Source organism: Enterobacter cloacae complex sp. 385G4 (assembly GCF_057320665.1).
Genome location: NZ_JBXWDD010000001.1, coordinates 1293441 through 1310227, shown reverse-complemented (window position 1 = coordinate 1310227; position 16787 = coordinate 1293441). Strand labels below are relative to the sequence as shown.

The window sequence follows — 16787 nt, the reverse complement described above, 5'->3', positions numbered from 1 at the left end:
ATTACTCCATCATCTTCTCAATTGGCAGCACCAGGATGGAGCTTGCGCCCAGCGCCTTCAGTTTTTCCATGGTTTCCCAGAACAGGGTTTCGCTGCTCACCATGTGCATCGCCACGCGCTGCTGATCGCCCGCCAGCGGCAGGATGGTTGGGCGCTCAGCGCCCGGCAGCAGGGCAATCACTTCATCCAGACGCTCGGTTGGGGCGTGCATCATGATGTATTTGGACTCACGCGCCTGAATCACGCCCTGAATACGGGTCAGCAGCTTGTCGATCAGCTGCTGTTTGGCGTCGGCCATCTCGCCGTCGCGCTGAATCAGGCACGCTTTAGAGCGGTAGATGACTTCCACTTCGCGCAGACCGTTCGCTTCCAGCGTCGCGCCGGTCGAGACGAGGTCACAGATGGCGTCCGCCAGACCCGCACGCGGTGCCACTTCAACGGAGCCGTTCAGCAGGCAGGATTTAAACTGCACGCCTTTCTGGTCAAGATAACGCTTCAACAGGTGAGGGTAAGAGGTGGCGATACGTTTGCCGTTCAGCGCGGCCGGGCCGTCCCACGCTTCATCAACCGGCGTGGCCAGCGACAGGCGGCAGCCGCCGAAGTCCAGACGACGCAGGGTGAAGTAACGCGGGTCTTCACCCTGCGCGCGGCGGGTCAGCAGCTCTTCTTCCAGCACGTTTTCACCGATGATGCCGAGGTCAACGACGCCGTCCATCACAAGGCCGGGAATATCGTCATCACGCACGCGCAGAATGTCGATGGGCATGTTTTCAGCCAGAGCAATCAGGCGCTGGGTGTGCAGGTTGATTTTAATCCCGCAGCGGGCCAACAGTTCGCGTGAATCGTCACTCAAACGGCCTGATTTTTGAATAGCTATGCGTAAACGTGAGTTATCTAACATTCTTTATTCCTCGTTAACCTGTTTTAACCTGTCTGAATTTGGTCCAAAAAAAAGCCCCCGGAAGAAGATCTTCCGGGGGCTTTTTCATGCGTTCATGCACCACTGGAAGATCCAAACGTCTTCCAGCACACATCGCCTGAAAGACTAGTCAGGATGATGGTGATGATGGTGGTGTTTAAATTGAACGCGTGTCATATAAATTCTCGATGAATGCTTATTCATTTGATGTCTTTTAACCTAAACCAGTTGTACGACATATTGCAAGGGCTTTTTTTGATCATTAATTCATTTCATATTGATGCTATGAATTGTGTGTTCTGCCGGGCTGGCGTAGCCTTATGAAAGACGAGTGAGAGTCAGGAGAATACGCATGAAAAAGGTCGCGATTGTCGGTTTAGGATGGCTGGGAATGCCGCTGGCGATGTCATTAGCCGCGAAAGGCTGGCAGGTGACCGGGAGCAAGACCACCCGGGATGGGGTCGAAGCGGCGCGCATGTGCGGTATTGATGGCGTTGAACTGCGTCTGGAGCCGGAGCTGGTGTGTGATGCGGACGATCTGGACACGCTGATGAACGTAGATGCGCTGGTGATTACGCTACCCGCACGGCGCAGTGGCCCGGGCGAATCATTCTACCTGCAGGCGATGCAGGAGATTGTCGACAGCGCGCTGGCGCATCACGTCCCGCGCATTATTTTTACCAGCTCGACGTCGGTTTATGGCGATGCTGAGGGCGTGGTGAAAGAGAGTTCCGAGCGCCGTCCCGTAACCGCGAGCGGTCAGGTTCTGAAAGAGCTGGAAGACTGGCTGCATAACCTTCCCGGCACGCAGGTCGATATCGTTCGTCTGGCGGGGCTGGTTGGCCCGGGGCGTCATCCGGGGCGCTTCTTTGCCGGTAAGACGGCACCAGACGGTCAGCATGGCGTGAATCTTGTGCATCTTGAAGATGTTATTGGCGCGATTGGGCTACTCTTACAGGCTCCAAAAGGCGGACACATCTATAATATATGTGCACCGTCTCATCCGGCGCGCAGCACGTTTTACCCGCTCATGGCACGCCAGCTTGGGTTGGCTCCGCCGGTTTTTGGTGAGGCAAAGAACGAAAGTAAAGGCAAAATTGTTGATGGCAATCGCATTTGCCATGAGCTGGGGTTGGAGTATCAGTATCCCGATCCGCTGGTGATGCCCATGGAATAAGCCCCGCAGCGGAGACAATCGCACACCAGAAGGGGGCGAGCATGAAACCGCTGCTGGATGTTCTTATTATTCTGGATGCACTGGAAAAAGAGGGGAGCTTTGCGGCTGCCTCGGCAAAGCTTTACAAAACCCCTTCGGCCCTGAGCTACACCGTTCAAAAACTGGAAAGCGATCTTAACATACAGATCCTCGATCGCTCCGGGCACCGCGCGCGGTTTACCCGCACCGGGCAGATGCTGCTGGAAAAAGGCCGTGACGTTCTTCATACCGTTCGCGAGCTGGAAAAGCAGGCCGTTAAGCTCCATCAGGGATGGGAGAATGAGCTGGTGATTGGCGTGGATGATACCTTTCCGTTTTCTCTACTGACGCCGCTCATTGAAGCGTTTTATCAGCATCACAGCGTCACCCGGCTGATTTTCATCAACGGCGTGCTGGGCGGCTCCTGGGATGCCTTAACCCAGGGCAGGGCGGACATTTTTGTCGGTGCCCTGCACGAGCCTCCCCAGTTGAGTGACTTTGGTTTTGCCCGCCTGGGCGTGCTGGAGCAGGTATTTGCCGTGGCGCCCCATCATCCGCTGGCTCAGGAGCCTGATCCTCTTAACCGTCGCGTTATTAAGGGGTACCGCGCGATAGTAGTCGGGGACAGCTCGCGCCCCGAATGTGCGGTTTCCTCGCAGCTGCTGGATGAGCAGGAGGCCATTACCGTTTTTGACTTTAAAACCAAGCTGGAGCTGCAAATTAGCGGCCTGGGCTGCGGCTATTTGCCGCGCTATCTGGCGCAGCGCTTTATTGATAGCGGTGCGCTTGTTGAAAAACAGGTGCTTGCGCAAAGCAGTAACGAATCGGTGTGGGTCGGCTGGAATGAACAAACCGCCGGGCTGGCCAGCGCCTGGTGGCGGGACGAAATTTTAGCAAATAGTGCTATCGCTGCAGTTTACTCTCAGGGGAGCGCCGAGAAATCAGCCAGTTAGAAAAAAGAAAATGACCCGGTGCGTTGCAAAGTATTGCCTTTTGTATCCGATGTGGGGCAAAATGCCGCCGCTGCAACCAAATGAATAATCGACGATATAAAAGGCGTCGGTTATTTTTTTTTGCATGTACGAAACGAAACTAAAAACCAAGAGGCCGGGCTTCGTACCGGATAGATATTTACTAAAATCCGACAGTTGTTGTCGCTGAGGAAGAAAGAAATGGGGCAATTTTTCGCTTACGTGGCGGTTATCACCGTAAAGGAGAATAACTATGTCGCATAACGCAACTCCAAACACCTCTCGCGTGGAATTACGTAAAACGCTTACGTTGATTCCGGTTGTTATGATGGGCCTTGCCTATATGCAACCGATGACGCTGTTCGATACATTCGGTATCGTATCGGGCCTCACTGACGGTCATGTGCCGACGGCTTACGGCTTTGCGCTGATTGCGATCCTCTTTACCGCGCTGAGCTACGGTAAACTGGTGCGTCGCTATCCGTCTGCAGGTTCCGCCTACACCTATGCCCAGAAATCCATCAGCCCGACGGTTGGCTTTATGGTGGGCTGGTCTTCGCTGCTCGACTACCTGTTCGCGCCGATGATCAACATTCTGCTGGCAAAAATCTATTTTGAAGCGCTGGTGCCATCGATTCCCTCGTGGATCTTCGTCGTGGCGCTGGTAGCCTTTATGACGGCCTTTAACCTGCGCAGCATCAAGTCCGTTGCCAACTTTAACTCCGTTATCGTTGTGCTTCAGGTTGTCCTGATTGCCGTGATTCTTGGCATGGTGATCTATGGCGTATTCCACGGCGAAGGCGCGGGCACCCTGGCGAGCAGCAAACCGTTCTGGTCTGGTGATGCGCATGTGATCCCGATGATTACCGGGGCGACGATTCTGTGCTTCTCCTTTACCGGTTTCGACGGGATTAGCAACCTGTCTGAGGAAACGAAGGATGCAGAGCGCGTGATCCCGCGTGCCATCTTCCTGACGGCGCTGATTGGCGGTCTGATCTTTATTTTCTCGACCTATTTCCTGCAGCTGTACTTCCCGGATATCTCGCGCTTCAAGGATCCGGATGCGTCTCAGCCGGAAATCATGCTCTATGTGGCGGGTAAAGCGTTCCAGGTCGGCGCGCTGATCTTCTCCACCATCACCGTACTGGCGTCCGGTATGGCCGCGCATGCAGGCGTTGCGCGTCTGATGTACGTAATGGGTCGTGATGGCGTATTCCCGAAAAGCTTCTTCGGCTACGTACATCCAACCTGGCGTACCCCGGCGATGAACATTATCCTTGTCGGTGCGATCGCGCTTCTGGCGATTAACTTTGATCTGGTGATGGCAACGGCGCTGATTAACTTCGGTGCGCTGGTGGCGTTCACCTTTGTTAACCTGTCGGTTATCTCTCAGTTCTGGATCCGTGAAAAGCGTAACAAGACGCTGAAAGATCACTTCCAGTATCTGTTCCTGCCGATGTGCGGTGCCCTGACCGTGGGCGCGCTGTGGGTTAACCTGGAAGAGAGCTCGATGGTGCTTGGCCTGATTTGGGCAGGTATCGGCCTGGTTTACCTGGCCTGCGTTACGAAGAGCTTCCGTAACCCGGTTCCTCAGTACGAAGACGTTGCTTAAGTCTTAACGTATCAAAAAAAAACCGGAGACCCTTGTCTCCGGTTTTTTTATATCTCACTTCAGACTATCTCTTGCGCGTACTGGAACAGGGCTTTTAACAGGATCTGTTTTTCTGCGTTGCCTTCATACTGGTTGTATAACGACTCAAGCTCCTGCGCGTAATGCTGCAGATACTCTGGCGTAAACACGTTTCGACGGTGTTGCAGCCAGCGCGCCTGTTCTGCTTCATCCAGCGTGCCGGGATAATTGCGCGCCCGGTAGTTAAACATCAGCTTTTCGATGCGCTTATCGGCGAAGGTGATGTCCAGCGCAGGTAAGTTACGCGGCTCGGTTTGCAGAACAATATTCATGGCTGCACGGTCGGCATCGCTGAAGAAGCCGTTGTAGAGCTGGGCATCCACGTTTTCGGACGGCACAAACGGCTCCGCCTCGGCAAAGATGGCGACCACTTTCTCGCGCACCTGCGGGTTATCGCGAAGCACTTTCAGGTTATCCAGGCAGTGTTGACGGTTAATGCCCAGCCTGTCGGCATCTTCCGGACGCAGCGTGTTCGCCTGCGCCAGCACCGGACATTTATTGATATGCACCAGCTTAACCGGCACCGCAGGCAGATCCCCGAGTTCATTTTTCGGGGTGTAAAGCCGTTCGCGCAGGGTATCGCTGTCAAGCTCCAGCAGCGGCGAAATATCGCCCGCCAGGTCCACCATGATAACCGCATTACGGTTATCCGGGTGCCACGCCAGCGGCGCAACCCAGCTGGTATTGCCGCGCCAGGCGCCAAACATGCCGGAGATATGCACCAGGGGCTTCATCTGCGGTACGTCGATAAGGGTCATGAGCTTCTGCTTGCTTCGGTGGCTCAGCAGATATTCAAACAGCCGGGGCTGTGCGGTTTTCACCAGCTTCGCCATGGCAATGGTGGCATAAACGTCTGCCATCGCATCGTGGGCATTGCTGTGCTCGATGCCGTTGGCGCGCGTCAGGTGTTCCAGCCGGAAGCTGGTCAGCCCTTCCTCATTTTCCGGCCAGTTAATGCCTTCAGGGCGCAGGGCATAACAGGCGCGCATGATGTCGAGCAGATCCCAGCGTGAATTGCGGTTCTGCCAGCTCCAGGCGTACGGATCGTAGAAGTTGCGATAGAAGATATTGCGCGTCACTTCATCATCGAAGCGGATGTTGTTGTAACCGACCACGCAGGTATTAGGCACGGTAAACAGATCGTGGATGCGGCGGGCGAACTCTGCCTCGTTAACGCCTTTTTCCCGCGCTTCCTGCGGGGTGATCCCGGTGACCATCACCGCGCCGGGCTGCGGCAGGTAATCATCCGCTGGCTTGCAGTAAAAGACCTCAGGCTCGCCGATGATGTTGAATTCGTCATCGGTACGGATGGCGGCAAACTGCGCCGGTCGGTCCAGCGCCGGATGCGTGCCAAAGGTTTCGTAGTCGTGGAATAAAAAAGTCGGGCGAGCGGCAGAGTCAGACACCAGTAATACCATCCTGTTAAAAAATGACGTCACTATGGTAAACGATCGTGCGGGTCAGACCGAATAAAAAGCGCCGCCGCGGCGCAAATTTGCGAGACCGCTTCCGCGTAAAACCTGCGTTCTGTCACATTTTTTTGCAATTAAGCCAGGTAACGACATCAGAACTCCCGTAAAAAGGTCATCGATTTTTAATGACCTGAGGATATACCGTTGAAACGCCGTCTGTTTATTGCTGTTTCTTTACTCGCTTCGAGTGTCTCATCTGCTTTTGCGGCCGAACCACTGGATTTTTCGCCGCAGCCTCCGGCCATCCAGGCTGGCTCCTGGGTGCTGATGGATTACACGACTGGTCAAATTTTAACGGCGGGCAACGAACATCAGCAACGTAACCCGGCGAGCCTCACCAAGCTGATGACGGGTTATGTGGTGGATCGGGCCATTGATAGCCACCGCATTACCCCGGATGACATCGTCACCGTAGGGCGTGACGCATGGGCAAAGGGCAACCCGGTTTTTGACGGTTCGTCGCTGATGTTCCTGAAAGAGGGCGATCGCGTCACCGTGCGTGACTTAAGCCGCGGTCTGATTGTCGATTCCGGCAACGATGCCTGCGTGGCGCTGGCCGATCACGTGGCTGGCGGGCAGCCGCAGTTTGTGAAGATGATGAACGACTACGTGCAGAAGCTGAACATGCGTGATACGCACTTTGAAACCGTCCACGGTCTGGACGCGCCGGGCCAGCACAGCTCGGCCTATGACCTGGCCGTGCTCTCCCGGGCCATCATTCACGGTGAGCCAGAGTTTTATCATATGTACAGCGAAAAGAGTCTCACCTGGAACGGCATCACCCAGCAAAACCGTAACGGCCTGCTGTGGGATAAAACCATGAACGTGGACGGCCTGAAAACGGGGCATACCTCAGGAGCAGGCTTTAACCTTATTGCCTCCGCGGTGGACGGTCAGCGTCGTTTGATTGCGGTGGTGATGGGAGCGGACAGCCCGAAAGGGCGCGAGGACCAGGCGCGTAAGCTACTGCACTGGGGACAACAGAACTTCGATACGGTGCAGATCCTGCATAACGGTAAAAAAGTGGGAACAGAGCGTATCTGGTACGGCGATAAAGAACAGGTGAAACTGGGCACCGACCAGGACTTCTGGCTGGCCCTGCCGAAAGCGGAAGTACCGAACATCAAAGCCAAATACGTGCTGGATAAAAAAGAGCTGGAAGCACCGATTGCCGCGCATCAGCGGGTCGGGGAGATCCAGCTCTATGACCGCGACAAAGTCGTGGCGCACTGGCCTCTGGTCACTCTGGAAGCCGTTGATAAGGGAGGCGTATTCTCACGCCTGAGCGATTATCTTCACCACACGCTTTAACCGCTGATGGGCAGACTGGCAGGGTTGCGAGTCTGCTCACATAATAAACACTCCTCGTTTGCCGATAATAGAAATCCTGCTTTATAGTGTATAAATATACAGTGCTAATCGGAGGCAGCATGGACTACAGCATCAAGCAGCAACAGAAACGTAAGATTGCGGGTTTTCATCTTGTTGGGCCGTGGGAAAAAACGGTCAAGCAGGGCTTTGAACAGCTGGTCATGTGGGTAGACGGGCGTCACATTGAGCCGCTGGAGTGGGTGGCGGTCTATTACGATAACCCCGATGAGGTTCCGGCAGAAAAACTGCGCTGCGATACGGCCGTTACCGTACCGGATGATTTCGTCATCCCGGAAAACAGCGAAGGGGTGATGATGACCGAAATCGCGGCCGGTGATTATGCCGTGGCGACGGCGCGCGTGGAAAACTACGACTTTGCAACCCCGTGGTATCAGTTCTTTAATTCCCTGCTGCAGGATAATAAATATCAGATGGTGCTTAAGCCCTGCTTTGAGCGCTATCTCAATGATGGCAACGCGGACGGCTACTGGGATATTGAAATGTTTATCGCGGTAGAGCACAAAACGGTTTAAGCCTGCTCAATGAAGGGTTTTTCAGCCGGGAGCGATCCGCCCGGCTGAAAACACAGTACAATTGTGATTTGCCGTGTTGCTGGAGAGCGGGTGTGCGTCCCGACAAATCATTAACCCCTTTTGAAATTCGCTTATATAAACATTACCGCGTGGTGCACGGGTGTCGCATCGCGCTGGCGTTCGTGTTGACCTTTGTACTGGTCAGGTTGCTGGATATACCGGAAGGAACGTGGCCGCTGATCACGCTGGTGGTGGTGATGGGGCCAATCTCATTTTGGGGAAACGTTGTCCCGCGCGCCTTCGAGCGAATAGGTGGTACCGTGCTTGGCTCTGCCCTGGGGCTGATTGCCCTGAAGCTTGAGCTCATCTCATTTCCAGTGATGCTGGCATGGTGCGGTGCCGCCATGTTCCTGTGCGGCTGGCTGGCGCTGGGCAAACGGCCTTATCAGGCGCTGCTGATTGGTATCACTCTCGCGGTCGTGGTCGGCGCGCCAGCAGGGGATATGACCACGGCGATGTGGCGAAGCGGGGACGTTATTCTGGGCTCGCTGCTCGCCATGCTGTTTACCGGCATCTGGCCGCAGCGGGCTTTTCTGCACTGGCGTATCCAGATGGCTAACTACGTCACGGCGTTTAACCGCGTCTACCAGGCGGGGTTTTCACCGAATCTGGTTGAGCGTCCCCGGCTGGAAAAGCATCTGCAAACCATCCTCAACGACGTGGTCAAAATGCGCGGCCTGATAGTACCAGCCAGTAAAGAGACCCATATTCAGAAAGCGATTTTCGAAGCTATCCAGACGGTCAGCCGCAATCTGGTGTGTATGCTTGAACTGCAAATCAACGCGCACTGGGCCACGCGTCCCAGCCATCTGTTGATGCTTAACGCCCAGACCCTCAAAGAGACGCAGATGATGACGCATCAGACCCTGCTGACCATCGCCCATGCGCTCTATGAAGGCAACCCGCAGCCCGTGCTGGCGAACAGCGAGCGGCTCAATGAAATCGTGGCGGAACTGAAGCAGTTAATCAACGAGCGGCAGGGCGATAACGTGGCGGAAACGCCCATTCACGGCTATGTCTGGCTGAGCCTGGAGCTGGCGCGACAGCTTGAGCTGCTATCGCACCTGATTTGTCGGGCGCTGCGCAAATAAAACGCGGATGTGACGCCTGCTGCTTCGATTCAGCAGCAATTGGGGTTATGATAGCTTTAAACGATATAGCCATTGTCATTCGCAGCCGCTGTCAGTAAGGTTATTGTTACAGCGGTTGCTTTAACGAATCCGAATCTCACATTATCAGGGGTGTAAAAAATGGAAACTATCAAGCCTTCGTTCCAGGATGTTCTGGAATTCGTCCGCCTGTTCCGCCGCAAAAACAAACTGCAGCGTGAAATCCAGGACGTTGAGAAGAAGATCCGTGACAACCAGAAACGTGTTCTGCTGCTCGACAACCTGAGCGACTACATCAAGCCGGGCATGAGCGTTGAAGCTATTCAGGGCATCATCGCCAGCATGAAGAGCGACTATGAAGACCGCGTTGATGATTACATCATCAAAAATGCCGAGCTGTCCAAAGAGCGTCGCGACATCTCCAAAAAGCTGAAAGTGATGGGCGAAATCAAAAACGCCGAAGCTAAAAGCGAATAATCGCAGCGAATTGTGAAAAAGGCTCTCTGGTGTCAGGGAGCTTTTTTATTTGACAATCAACGGTCCGCTGATTTGTAGGTCGGGTCATGCGCGGCCACCAGCCGACAATTCTACCCGACGCAGAAAAGCAAAAAGCCTGCTTCAAAAGCAGGCTTTTCAAATTTGGCTCCTCTGACTGGACTCGAACCAGTGACATACGGATTAACAGTCCGCCGTTCTACCGACTGAACTACAGAGGAATCGTTGTGGAGGCTTATCTTAGCGGCGAAAAAACTTTTGTCAAACCTGATCTTAGGTAAAATCGATTGATTGCCGATTCTGTCGTCAGTTTGTTGTAAATACACACATCTTTTTCAGGAAAATACTTTGCAGGATTAGCATTTCTCCCCCATCATTTGAAATGGAGTTTCAACTATTCTCGCTAAGGTCCATTTTGAACGTCACTGCCCCTCTGCGCCAGGCGATCGTGCGCACGCCATGGTACGCAAAACGTAAAAGCTATCGTGTTCTGTTCTGGCGTGAAATCACCCCTCTTGCCGTGCCTATTTTTCTGGAAAATACCTGCGTTCTGCTGATGGGAGTGCTGAGCACCTTCCTGGTAAGCTGGCTGGGGAAAGAGGCGATGGCGGGGGTCGGGCTGGCAGACAGCTTTAACATGGTGGTGATGTCATTCTTTGCCGCCATCGATCTCGGGACGACGGTTGTGGTGGCCTTTAGTCTCGGCAAGCTGGATCCCAAACGCGCGCGCGAGGCTGCACGTCAGTCGCTGATGATCATGACCCTCTTTTCGATTGTTCTGGCGGCGGTGATCCACTATTTCGGTAAAGATATTATCGATTTTGTCGCCGGGGAAGCCACGAACGAGGTCAAAGACCTGGCGCTGACCTATCTCGAAATGACCGTCTTAAGCTATCCGGCGGCGGCCATCGCGTTGATTGGCAGCGGCGCGCTGCGCGGGGCAGGTAACACCAAAATCCCGCTGCTGATCAACGGTGGGATGAATATCCTGAATATCATCATCAGCAGCGTGCTGATCTACGGCGCGTTCTCGTGGGATGGTCTGGGGTTCGTCGGGGCCGGGCTGGGATTAACCATTTCACGCTATATCGGTGCGGCGGCCATCATCGGGGTGCTGATGACGGGGATTACCCCCTCGCTGCGTCTTACGCTTAAGAGCTACTTCCGGCCCTTTAATTTCGCCATTATCTGGGAAGTGATGGGGATTGGTATTCCCGCGAGCATTGAATCCGTGTTGTTCAACGGTGGGAAGCTGCTCACGCAGATGTTTGTCGCCGGAATGGGCACCGACGTTATCGCCGGTAACTTTATCGCCTTCTCCATCGCCTCGCTGATTAACCTGCCGGGTAACGCCCTTGGGTCGGCATCAACCATCATCACGGGGAAACGGCTCGGGAAAGGGCAGATAGGCCAGGCGGAGCGGCAGCTGCGCCATGTGTTCTGGCTGTCGACGATTGGGCTGACGCTGATCGCCTGGGGCACAGCGCCGTTTGCCGGGCTGATGGCCGCGTTCTATACCCACGAAGATGACGTGAAAGAGGTGGTGAAGATCCTTATCTGGCTCAACGCCGCCTTTATGCCCATCTGGGCGGCATCCTGGGTGTTGCCTGCCGGGCTGAAAGGGGCGCGCGATGCCCGTTTTGCCATGTGGGTGTCCATGCTTGGCATGTGGGGGTGTCGCGTTGTGGCGGGCTATACGCTGGGTGTGGTGCTGGGCTGGGGCGTGGTGGGCGTCTGGCTGGGGATGTTCCTTGACTGGGCCGTACGCGGGGCGCTGTTCTACTGGCGCATGGTCAGTGGGCGCTGGCTGTGGAAATATCCGCGACAAAATGCCTGACAAATGCGCGAAATGGAGAATAATTCGGCAAACGATCGGAAATATGCATTCTGCCTTTGACATCATCGGGGAGCATCGATAATATGCGCCCCGTTCACACGATTCCTCTGTAGTTCAGTCGGTAGAACGGCGGACTGTTAATCCGTATGTCACTGGTTCGAGTCCAGTCAGAGGAGCCAAATTTGAAAAGCCTGCTTTTGAAGCAGGCTTTTTGCTTTTCTGCGTCAGGTAAATGCAAAACGGCAACTAGGTTGCCGTTTTTAGTGTTTTCACCCTCTCCCGTGGGAGAGGGATGGGGTGAGGGCATCATACCGCACGAAATTACACACGAACCGGCGCCGTTGCCTCCTTGAGCCACGAACGCGCCTCGCTATTCACCAGCGGTGACAGCGCCTCCCGTACCTGCTGGTGATACTCATCCAGCCACTGCTTTTCCTGCTCGCTCAACAGCTGCAATTCCACTTGGCTTAGATCGATCGGGATCAGCGTCAGAGAAGCAAATTTGCAAAACCCCGGACGGCTCTCCACTATCTCCACCTGGTTTTCAATACGGATACCGTGGCTATCGCCCAGATAGTATCCCGGCTCAATGGTCATGATGTTCCCTGCCACCAGCGGCCACGGGTTGACCTTTTTGGCGATGCGATGCGGGTTTTCGTGGATCAGAAGCTGGTGGCCCACGCCGTGCCCGGTACCGTGATCGTAATCCAGCCCCATCTCCCACAGCGGACGACGCGCGAAAGCATCCAGCTGGTGCCCCTGCGTACCGGAAGGGAACTGCAGGGTAATCAGCGACAGGAAGCCTCTCAGCACGGCGGTGTAGTGCAGACGCTGCTGCGAGGGGACATTACCCCACGCCAGCGTGCGCGTGGCATCGGTGGTGCCGTTAGCGTACTGACCGCCCGAATCGTTCAGGTAAAAATGGTTATGGCCGATGGGCTTGTTGCTGGCCTCGCTTGAATGATAGTGGCACATCGCCGCATTGCTCGAAGAGGCGGAAATGGTCGCGAAACTCTGCTCGATAAAACCGGGCTGCTGTTTGCGAAATGCCAGCTGCTGCGCCTGCACTTCCAGCTCCGTTAGCGGTTGTCCCGCCGCCGCACGCAGCGGCACTTCGCGGCTCAGCCAGGCCAGGAAGTTGACCCACGCGGCGCCGTCCTGGAGATGGCACTCGCGATACCCTGCCAGCTCGACCGGGTTTTTGGTAGCCTTAATGAGGGTAATGGGATCGGTTCGCCAGACAATTTCACCGCGCGGTTCAATGGCAAAGCGCAGGGCCACCGGCGCGGAGTCGGCATCAACCATCACCCGCTTCCCTTCAGCAAGTTGCTGACAGCGTTCAATAAAGGTGTCTTGCGACGCAATCGTGAAGGCGTTCAGAACTGCATCAGGGAGTTCTGCGAGCTTATTATCGTTAACAAACCACTCAACGCGGCCGTCGCGACCGAGCAGGGCAAATGAGAGCGGTACCGGACTGGTGGGGATATCTGAGCCGCGCACGTTGAGCAGCCACGCAATGTTATCCGGCAGCGTAACGGCCAGGTAGTCAGCGTTGTTCGCGGCCAGCACGGCGGCAATGCGCTGACGTTTGTCTTCGCTGCTTTCACCGCTTATCGCAACCGGCATCTCACGGATAAGCCCCGCCGGTGCGGCAGGGCGATCGGTCCATAAGGCGTCAAACGGTGACGCGTTCAGCGGCACGAGCGTGCACGGTGTGGCAGACAGCTGCGTAAACTCGGTATTCGTCATCAGCATTGGGTCAAAACCGATGCGCGTGCCCGCCTCGACGTTGGTCGTCAGCCAGTCTGCCAGCGGCTCGTTGTGCAGATGGTGGATCTCAACCTCATCCATATTCACCTGAACGCGGGCCTGCACCTGATAGCGCCCGTCGACGAACAGCAGCGCTTTATCCCTCAGTACCAGCGCGACGCCAGCAGAGCCGTTAAAGCCTGTCAGCCAGGCCAGCCTTTCGTCGTTCGACGCGCAATTCTCGCTTTGCCAGGCATCGGTGCGCGGAACGATCATCCCGTCGAGGCTGTTTTCCTGAAGCCACTGACGCAGGGCAGAGAGCGGAGTAGGGGTGTGCATGGTTTTTCCTTATTGTTATTAGCGGAACGGCGGCTCGTTGAAGGTGCGCAGCTTGCGTGAATGCAGTCGGTCGCCTTCCGCCCGCAGCAGGTCGATGGCGCGAATGCCGATCTGCAAATGTTCGGAAATCGCCCCTTCATAGAAACGGTTGGCCTGACCCGGCAGCTTAATTTCGCCGTGCAGCGGCTTATCGGACACGCACAGCAGCGTGCCGTAAGGAACGCGGAAGCGATACCCCTGGGCGGCGATGGTGGCGCTCTCCATATCAATCGCCACCGCTCGGCTCAGGTTGAAGCGCAGCGCGGAGGCGGAGTAACGCAGCTCCCAATTGCGGTCATCCGTCGTCACTACCGTACCGGTACGCAGGCGCTGTTTGACCTCTTCACCCGGCATGCCGCTGACCTCTTTGGTGGCGTCGTAGAGCGCGCGCTGTACTTCGGCGATGCTCGGGATTGGGATATCCGGCGGCAGTACCGCATCCAGCACGTGGTCGTCGCGCAGATAAGCGTGGGCCAGCACGTAATCGCCAATCAGCTGGCTTTCGCGCAGGCCGCCGCAGTGGCCAATCATCAGCCACACGTCGGGGCGCAGCACCGCCAGATGGTCACAGATGGTTTTGGCGTTCGACGGGCCGACGCCGATGTTGATCAGGGTGATCCCCTGACCGTCGGCGGTGATCAGGTGCCAGGCGGGCATCTGGTGTTTTTTCCACGCCAGGTCGGAAATGGCCTGCTCGGGGGCTTCGGTCTCGGCGGTGATCCAGATCCCGCCCGCGCAGGAGAGGGCGATATATGGACTGTCCGGATCAAGGATCTGGCTACAGCCCCAGCGAACGAACTCGTCCACGTAGCGGGTGTAGTTGGTAAACAGCACAAACGGCTGGAAATGCTCGGCGGGCGTGCCGGTGTAGTGGCGCAGGCGCGCCAGGGAGAAATCCACCCGACGGGCGTCAAAATGCGACAGGGGGGAAAACTCTGCCGGGTGATAAATCCCGTCAGCCGTCTCATCGCCAATCTGTGACAGCTCGGTCGTTGGGAAGTGGCGGGTCAGTCCCGCGCTCATGGAGCGGTCAAGAGTTAGCGCCGAACCGTCAATCACGTACGGGTACGGGATCTCGTGCTGTGAAGGCTCCACGGCAATGTGCGCGCCGTAATCCTGATACAACAGCGTTAGCTGCTCTTCCAGATAGGGGCGGAACAGTGCAGGGCGGGTGACGGTGGTGCTGTAGCAGCCGGAGTGGGTAAAACGGGCGTAGGCGCGGGTTTTCGGCGTCGTGCTTGCGCTGCCGTCCCAGGTCACAGAGAGCGATGGATAAACAAAAAGGCCTTCGTTTCTGGCCTTTTGATCGGGAAGTTTCCCCGTTTCGATATATTCGCTGATGGCGCTGCGCAGCGCGTTGACGGACTGTTCATACAGCGCGTCGAGTTTTTCCAGCGCCTGAGCCGGGGTCAGGCTGGAGCCCTTATTATTCATCTCTGTCTCCTTGTTCCACAGGTGTGCGACTCTACCCGATAGTATGTCACACGCCTGTTAAACAAAAGGGAGATCAGGCGTGGCTCGTCCCTTTCATCAGAAGCGCCGTCGCTGCCGACAGCAGGCAGCCGGCCAGCAGATAAATCGCCACGCTGTGCCAGTTACCGCCGGAGAAGGTCACCAGCGCGGCGGCGATAAACGGCGTAAACCCGCCGCCGACCACGCTTGCCACCTGGTAGCCCACGCCCGCGCCGCTGTAGCGGTAGCTGGCACCGAACAGTTCGGTAAACATCGGCTGCTGCACGCAGACCACCATATCGTGGGCGATGTTCGCGAGCATAATGGCGAAGAAGACAATCCAGAACACAGACTGAGCCTCCAGCGCCATAAAGAACGGCCAGGCGCTGAGGGTGCCAATCAGCGCCCCGGTGATATAGACGCGGCGGCGACCAAACCGGTCCGCCAGCCAGGCGAAGCAGGGGATGGTCAGACAGCTGATTCCGCCGACCAGCAGGCCAATATTCAGGAACAGTTCGCGCGGCAGGCCGAGATTCTGCGTCGAGTAGTTCAGCGCAAAGGCGGTGACGATATACATCGTCAGCAGCTCGCACAGGCGCAGGGCGATGATTTTCAGAAAAGCGCCAGGGTGCCGAATCAGGGCTTCCATCACCGGCAGCCGCTTTTTGACGGACGGCTCCTCACGCTGTTGCTGTTCGAACTCTGCCGACTCATCCATCCCGTTGCGGATCCACAGCGCGGCAATCACCAGCACGATGCTGAAGATAAACGGGATGCGCCAGCCCCAGCTCAGAAACTGCTCGTCGGTGGTGAGCTGGCTGATTAACGATACCAGCCCGGTGGAAAGCAACAGCCCGACGCCGTAGCCGACCTGCACGCCGCTGCTGTAAAACGCTTTCTTGTTTTTTGGCGCGCTCTCAACGGATAACAGCGCCGCGCCGCCCCATTCGCCGCCCACGGCGAAGCCCTGAATGGCGCGTAATGTCACCAGCAACACCGGCGCCCACCAGCCGATGGCGGAAAACGACGGGAGAATGCCAATCAGCGCGGTGGCGATCCCCATCATCCAGACGGTAAGCATCAGCATGCGCTTGCGGCCAAGCCGGTCGCCGAAGTGGCCGAAAATCACCCCGCCCAGCGGGCGAAACAGAAAGCCGACGCCGAAGGTGGCAAACGCGGCGAGCGTGCCCATCGCAGGGCTGACCTGGGGAAAAAACTCGCGGTTAAACACCAGCGCGGCGGTAATGCCGTAAAGCAGAAAATCATACCAGTCGACGACGGCACCTGCGAAGCTGCCGAGTGCAGCGCGGCGGGCGCGATTGAGCGAAGGTGTCTCCTCGTTGGGACGATCGGAGATGAGGGTGGAGTCCATAGTTATCCTGTCCGTACTGTTTTTTATTATTGGTATAAGAAAAGGTCACTCACATAGCAGCCGTCATATAAACGGAACCTATGAGACTACCGCGACAAAACGCCTGAGAAAACGTTTTTATCTTTCCGGAAGGCGCTGAATAAATAAATTTCATCTTCCCCTGCCTCAAGATAAATCAGTCTGT

Annotated in this window: 15 protein-coding genes, 2 tRNA genes and 1 other annotated feature; of the genes, 10 read left to right on the top strand and 7 right to left on the bottom strand. The window is 56.1% G+C overall.

Features of this window, described 5'->3' with window-relative positions; translation table 11 throughout:
- Position 1 precedes the first annotated feature (1 nt).
- Positions 2-901, bottom strand: a complete 900-nt coding sequence (gene hisG / locus AC2FAJ_RS06495) for an ATP phosphoribosyltransferase (RefSeq protein WP_000886595.1) — start codon at positions 899-901, stop codon at positions 2-4.
- Between the two features lie 45 nt (positions 902-946).
- Positions 947-1070 (bottom strand) — a sequence feature (His leader region).
- Positions 1046-1096: a his operon leader peptide gene (hisL, locus tag AC2FAJ_RS06490; protein WP_001364200.1), complete on the bottom strand. Its 51-nt coding sequence runs from the start codon at positions 1094-1096 to the stop codon at positions 1046-1048. It overlaps the preceding feature by 25 nt.
- A gap of 175 nt (positions 1097-1271) precedes the next feature.
- On the opposite strand from hisL, the gene AC2FAJ_RS06485 reads away from it, so the two are divergent.
- From AC2FAJ_RS06485 to plaP, 4 genes are all read left to right on the top strand, one after another.
- Entirely contained in the window at positions 1272-2096 is an 825-nt protein-coding gene (locus tag AC2FAJ_RS06485) for an SDR family oxidoreductase (RefSeq protein WP_485453942.1), read from the top strand.
- 41 nt (positions 2097-2137) lie between these two features.
- Positions 2138-3067: a LysR substrate-binding domain-containing protein gene (locus AC2FAJ_RS06480; RefSeq protein WP_041909174.1), complete on the top strand. Its 930-nt coding sequence runs from the start codon at positions 2138-2140 to the stop codon at positions 3065-3067.
- A gap of 219 nt (positions 3068-3286) precedes the next feature.
- Positions 3287-3349 carry a membrane protein YoeI gene (gene yoeI / locus AC2FAJ_RS06475; protein ID WP_099458931.1) on the top strand — a complete coding sequence of 21 codons (63 nt, stop codon included), beginning with the start codon at positions 3287-3289 and terminating at the stop codon, positions 3347-3349.
- Positions 3339-4697 (top strand): putrescine/proton symporter PlaP, encoded by a 1359-nt coding sequence (gene plaP / locus AC2FAJ_RS06470; RefSeq protein WP_028013759.1) that lies wholly within the window; start codon positions 3339-3341, stop codon positions 4695-4697. Before yoeI ends, plaP begins: the two co-directional genes overlap by 11 nt.
- A gap of 59 nt (positions 4698-4756) precedes the next feature.
- Here plaP and sbcB read toward each other — a convergent pair whose 3' ends face one another.
- Entirely contained in the window at positions 4757-6193 is a 1437-nt protein-coding gene (sbcB, locus tag AC2FAJ_RS06465) for an exodeoxyribonuclease I (protein WP_153656654.1), read from the bottom strand.
- A gap of 198 nt (positions 6194-6391) precedes the next feature.
- On the opposite strand from sbcB, the gene dacD reads away from it, so the two are divergent.
- The 4 genes from dacD to AC2FAJ_RS06445 all read left to right on the top strand — a co-directional run bounded on the left by dacD (position 6392) and on the right by AC2FAJ_RS06445 (position 9797).
- A complete protein-coding gene (dacD, locus tag AC2FAJ_RS06460; protein ID WP_193358768.1) occupies positions 6392-7558 on the top strand; it encodes a serine-type D-Ala-D-Ala carboxypeptidase DacD in 1167 nt (388 codons plus the stop codon).
- Between the two features lie 119 nt (positions 7559-7677).
- A complete protein-coding gene (sbmC, locus tag AC2FAJ_RS06455; RefSeq protein WP_041909176.1) occupies positions 7678-8151 on the top strand; it encodes a DNA gyrase inhibitor SbmC in 474 nt (157 codons plus the stop codon).
- A gap of 92 nt (positions 8152-8243) precedes the next feature.
- Entirely contained in the window at positions 8244-9302 is a 1059-nt protein-coding gene (locus AC2FAJ_RS06450; RefSeq protein ID WP_485453941.1) for an FUSC family protein, read from the top strand.
- 159 nt (positions 9303-9461) lie between these two features.
- Entirely contained in the window at positions 9462-9797 is a 336-nt protein-coding gene (locus AC2FAJ_RS06445) for a DUF496 family protein (RefSeq protein ID WP_028013754.1), read from the top strand.
- A 163-nt stretch (positions 9798-9960) separates the two neighbouring features.
- On the opposite strand, the gene AC2FAJ_RS06440 is transcribed toward AC2FAJ_RS06445, so the two are convergent.
- Positions 9961-10036: transfer RNA gene (locus AC2FAJ_RS06440), tRNA-Asn, on the bottom strand.
- A gap of 161 nt (positions 10037-10197) precedes the next feature.
- Between AC2FAJ_RS06440 and emmdR the strand changes: the two genes are divergently transcribed.
- Positions 10198-11652, top strand: a complete 1455-nt coding sequence (gene emmdR, locus AC2FAJ_RS06435; protein ID WP_222567013.1) for a multidrug efflux MATE transporter EmmdR — start codon at positions 10198-10200, stop codon at positions 11650-11652.
- 103 nt (positions 11653-11755) lie between these two features.
- Positions 11756-11831, top strand: a tRNA-Asn gene (locus AC2FAJ_RS06430).
- A gap of 142 nt (positions 11832-11973) precedes the next feature.
- On the opposite strand, the gene AC2FAJ_RS06425 is transcribed toward AC2FAJ_RS06430, so the two are convergent.
- The 3 genes from AC2FAJ_RS06425 to shiA form a co-directional block, all read right to left on the bottom strand.
- Positions 11974-13740 carry an aminopeptidase P family protein gene (locus AC2FAJ_RS06425; protein ID WP_485453940.1) on the bottom strand — a complete coding sequence of 589 codons (1767 nt, stop codon included), beginning with the start codon at positions 13738-13740 and terminating at the stop codon, positions 11974-11976.
- An 18-nt stretch (positions 13741-13758) separates the two neighbouring features.
- On the bottom strand, positions 13759-15213 hold the full coding sequence (locus tag AC2FAJ_RS06420; RefSeq protein WP_041909184.1) for an AMP nucleosidase: 1455 nt from the start codon (positions 15211-15213) through the stop codon (positions 13759-13761).
- Positions 15214-15286: 73 nt separating this feature from the next.
- Complete coding sequence (gene shiA / locus AC2FAJ_RS06415; protein ID WP_041909186.1) at positions 15287-16603, bottom strand: shikimate transporter; 1317 nt, start codon at positions 16601-16603, stop codon at positions 15287-15289.
- Positions 16604-16787: the final 184 nt, after the last annotated feature.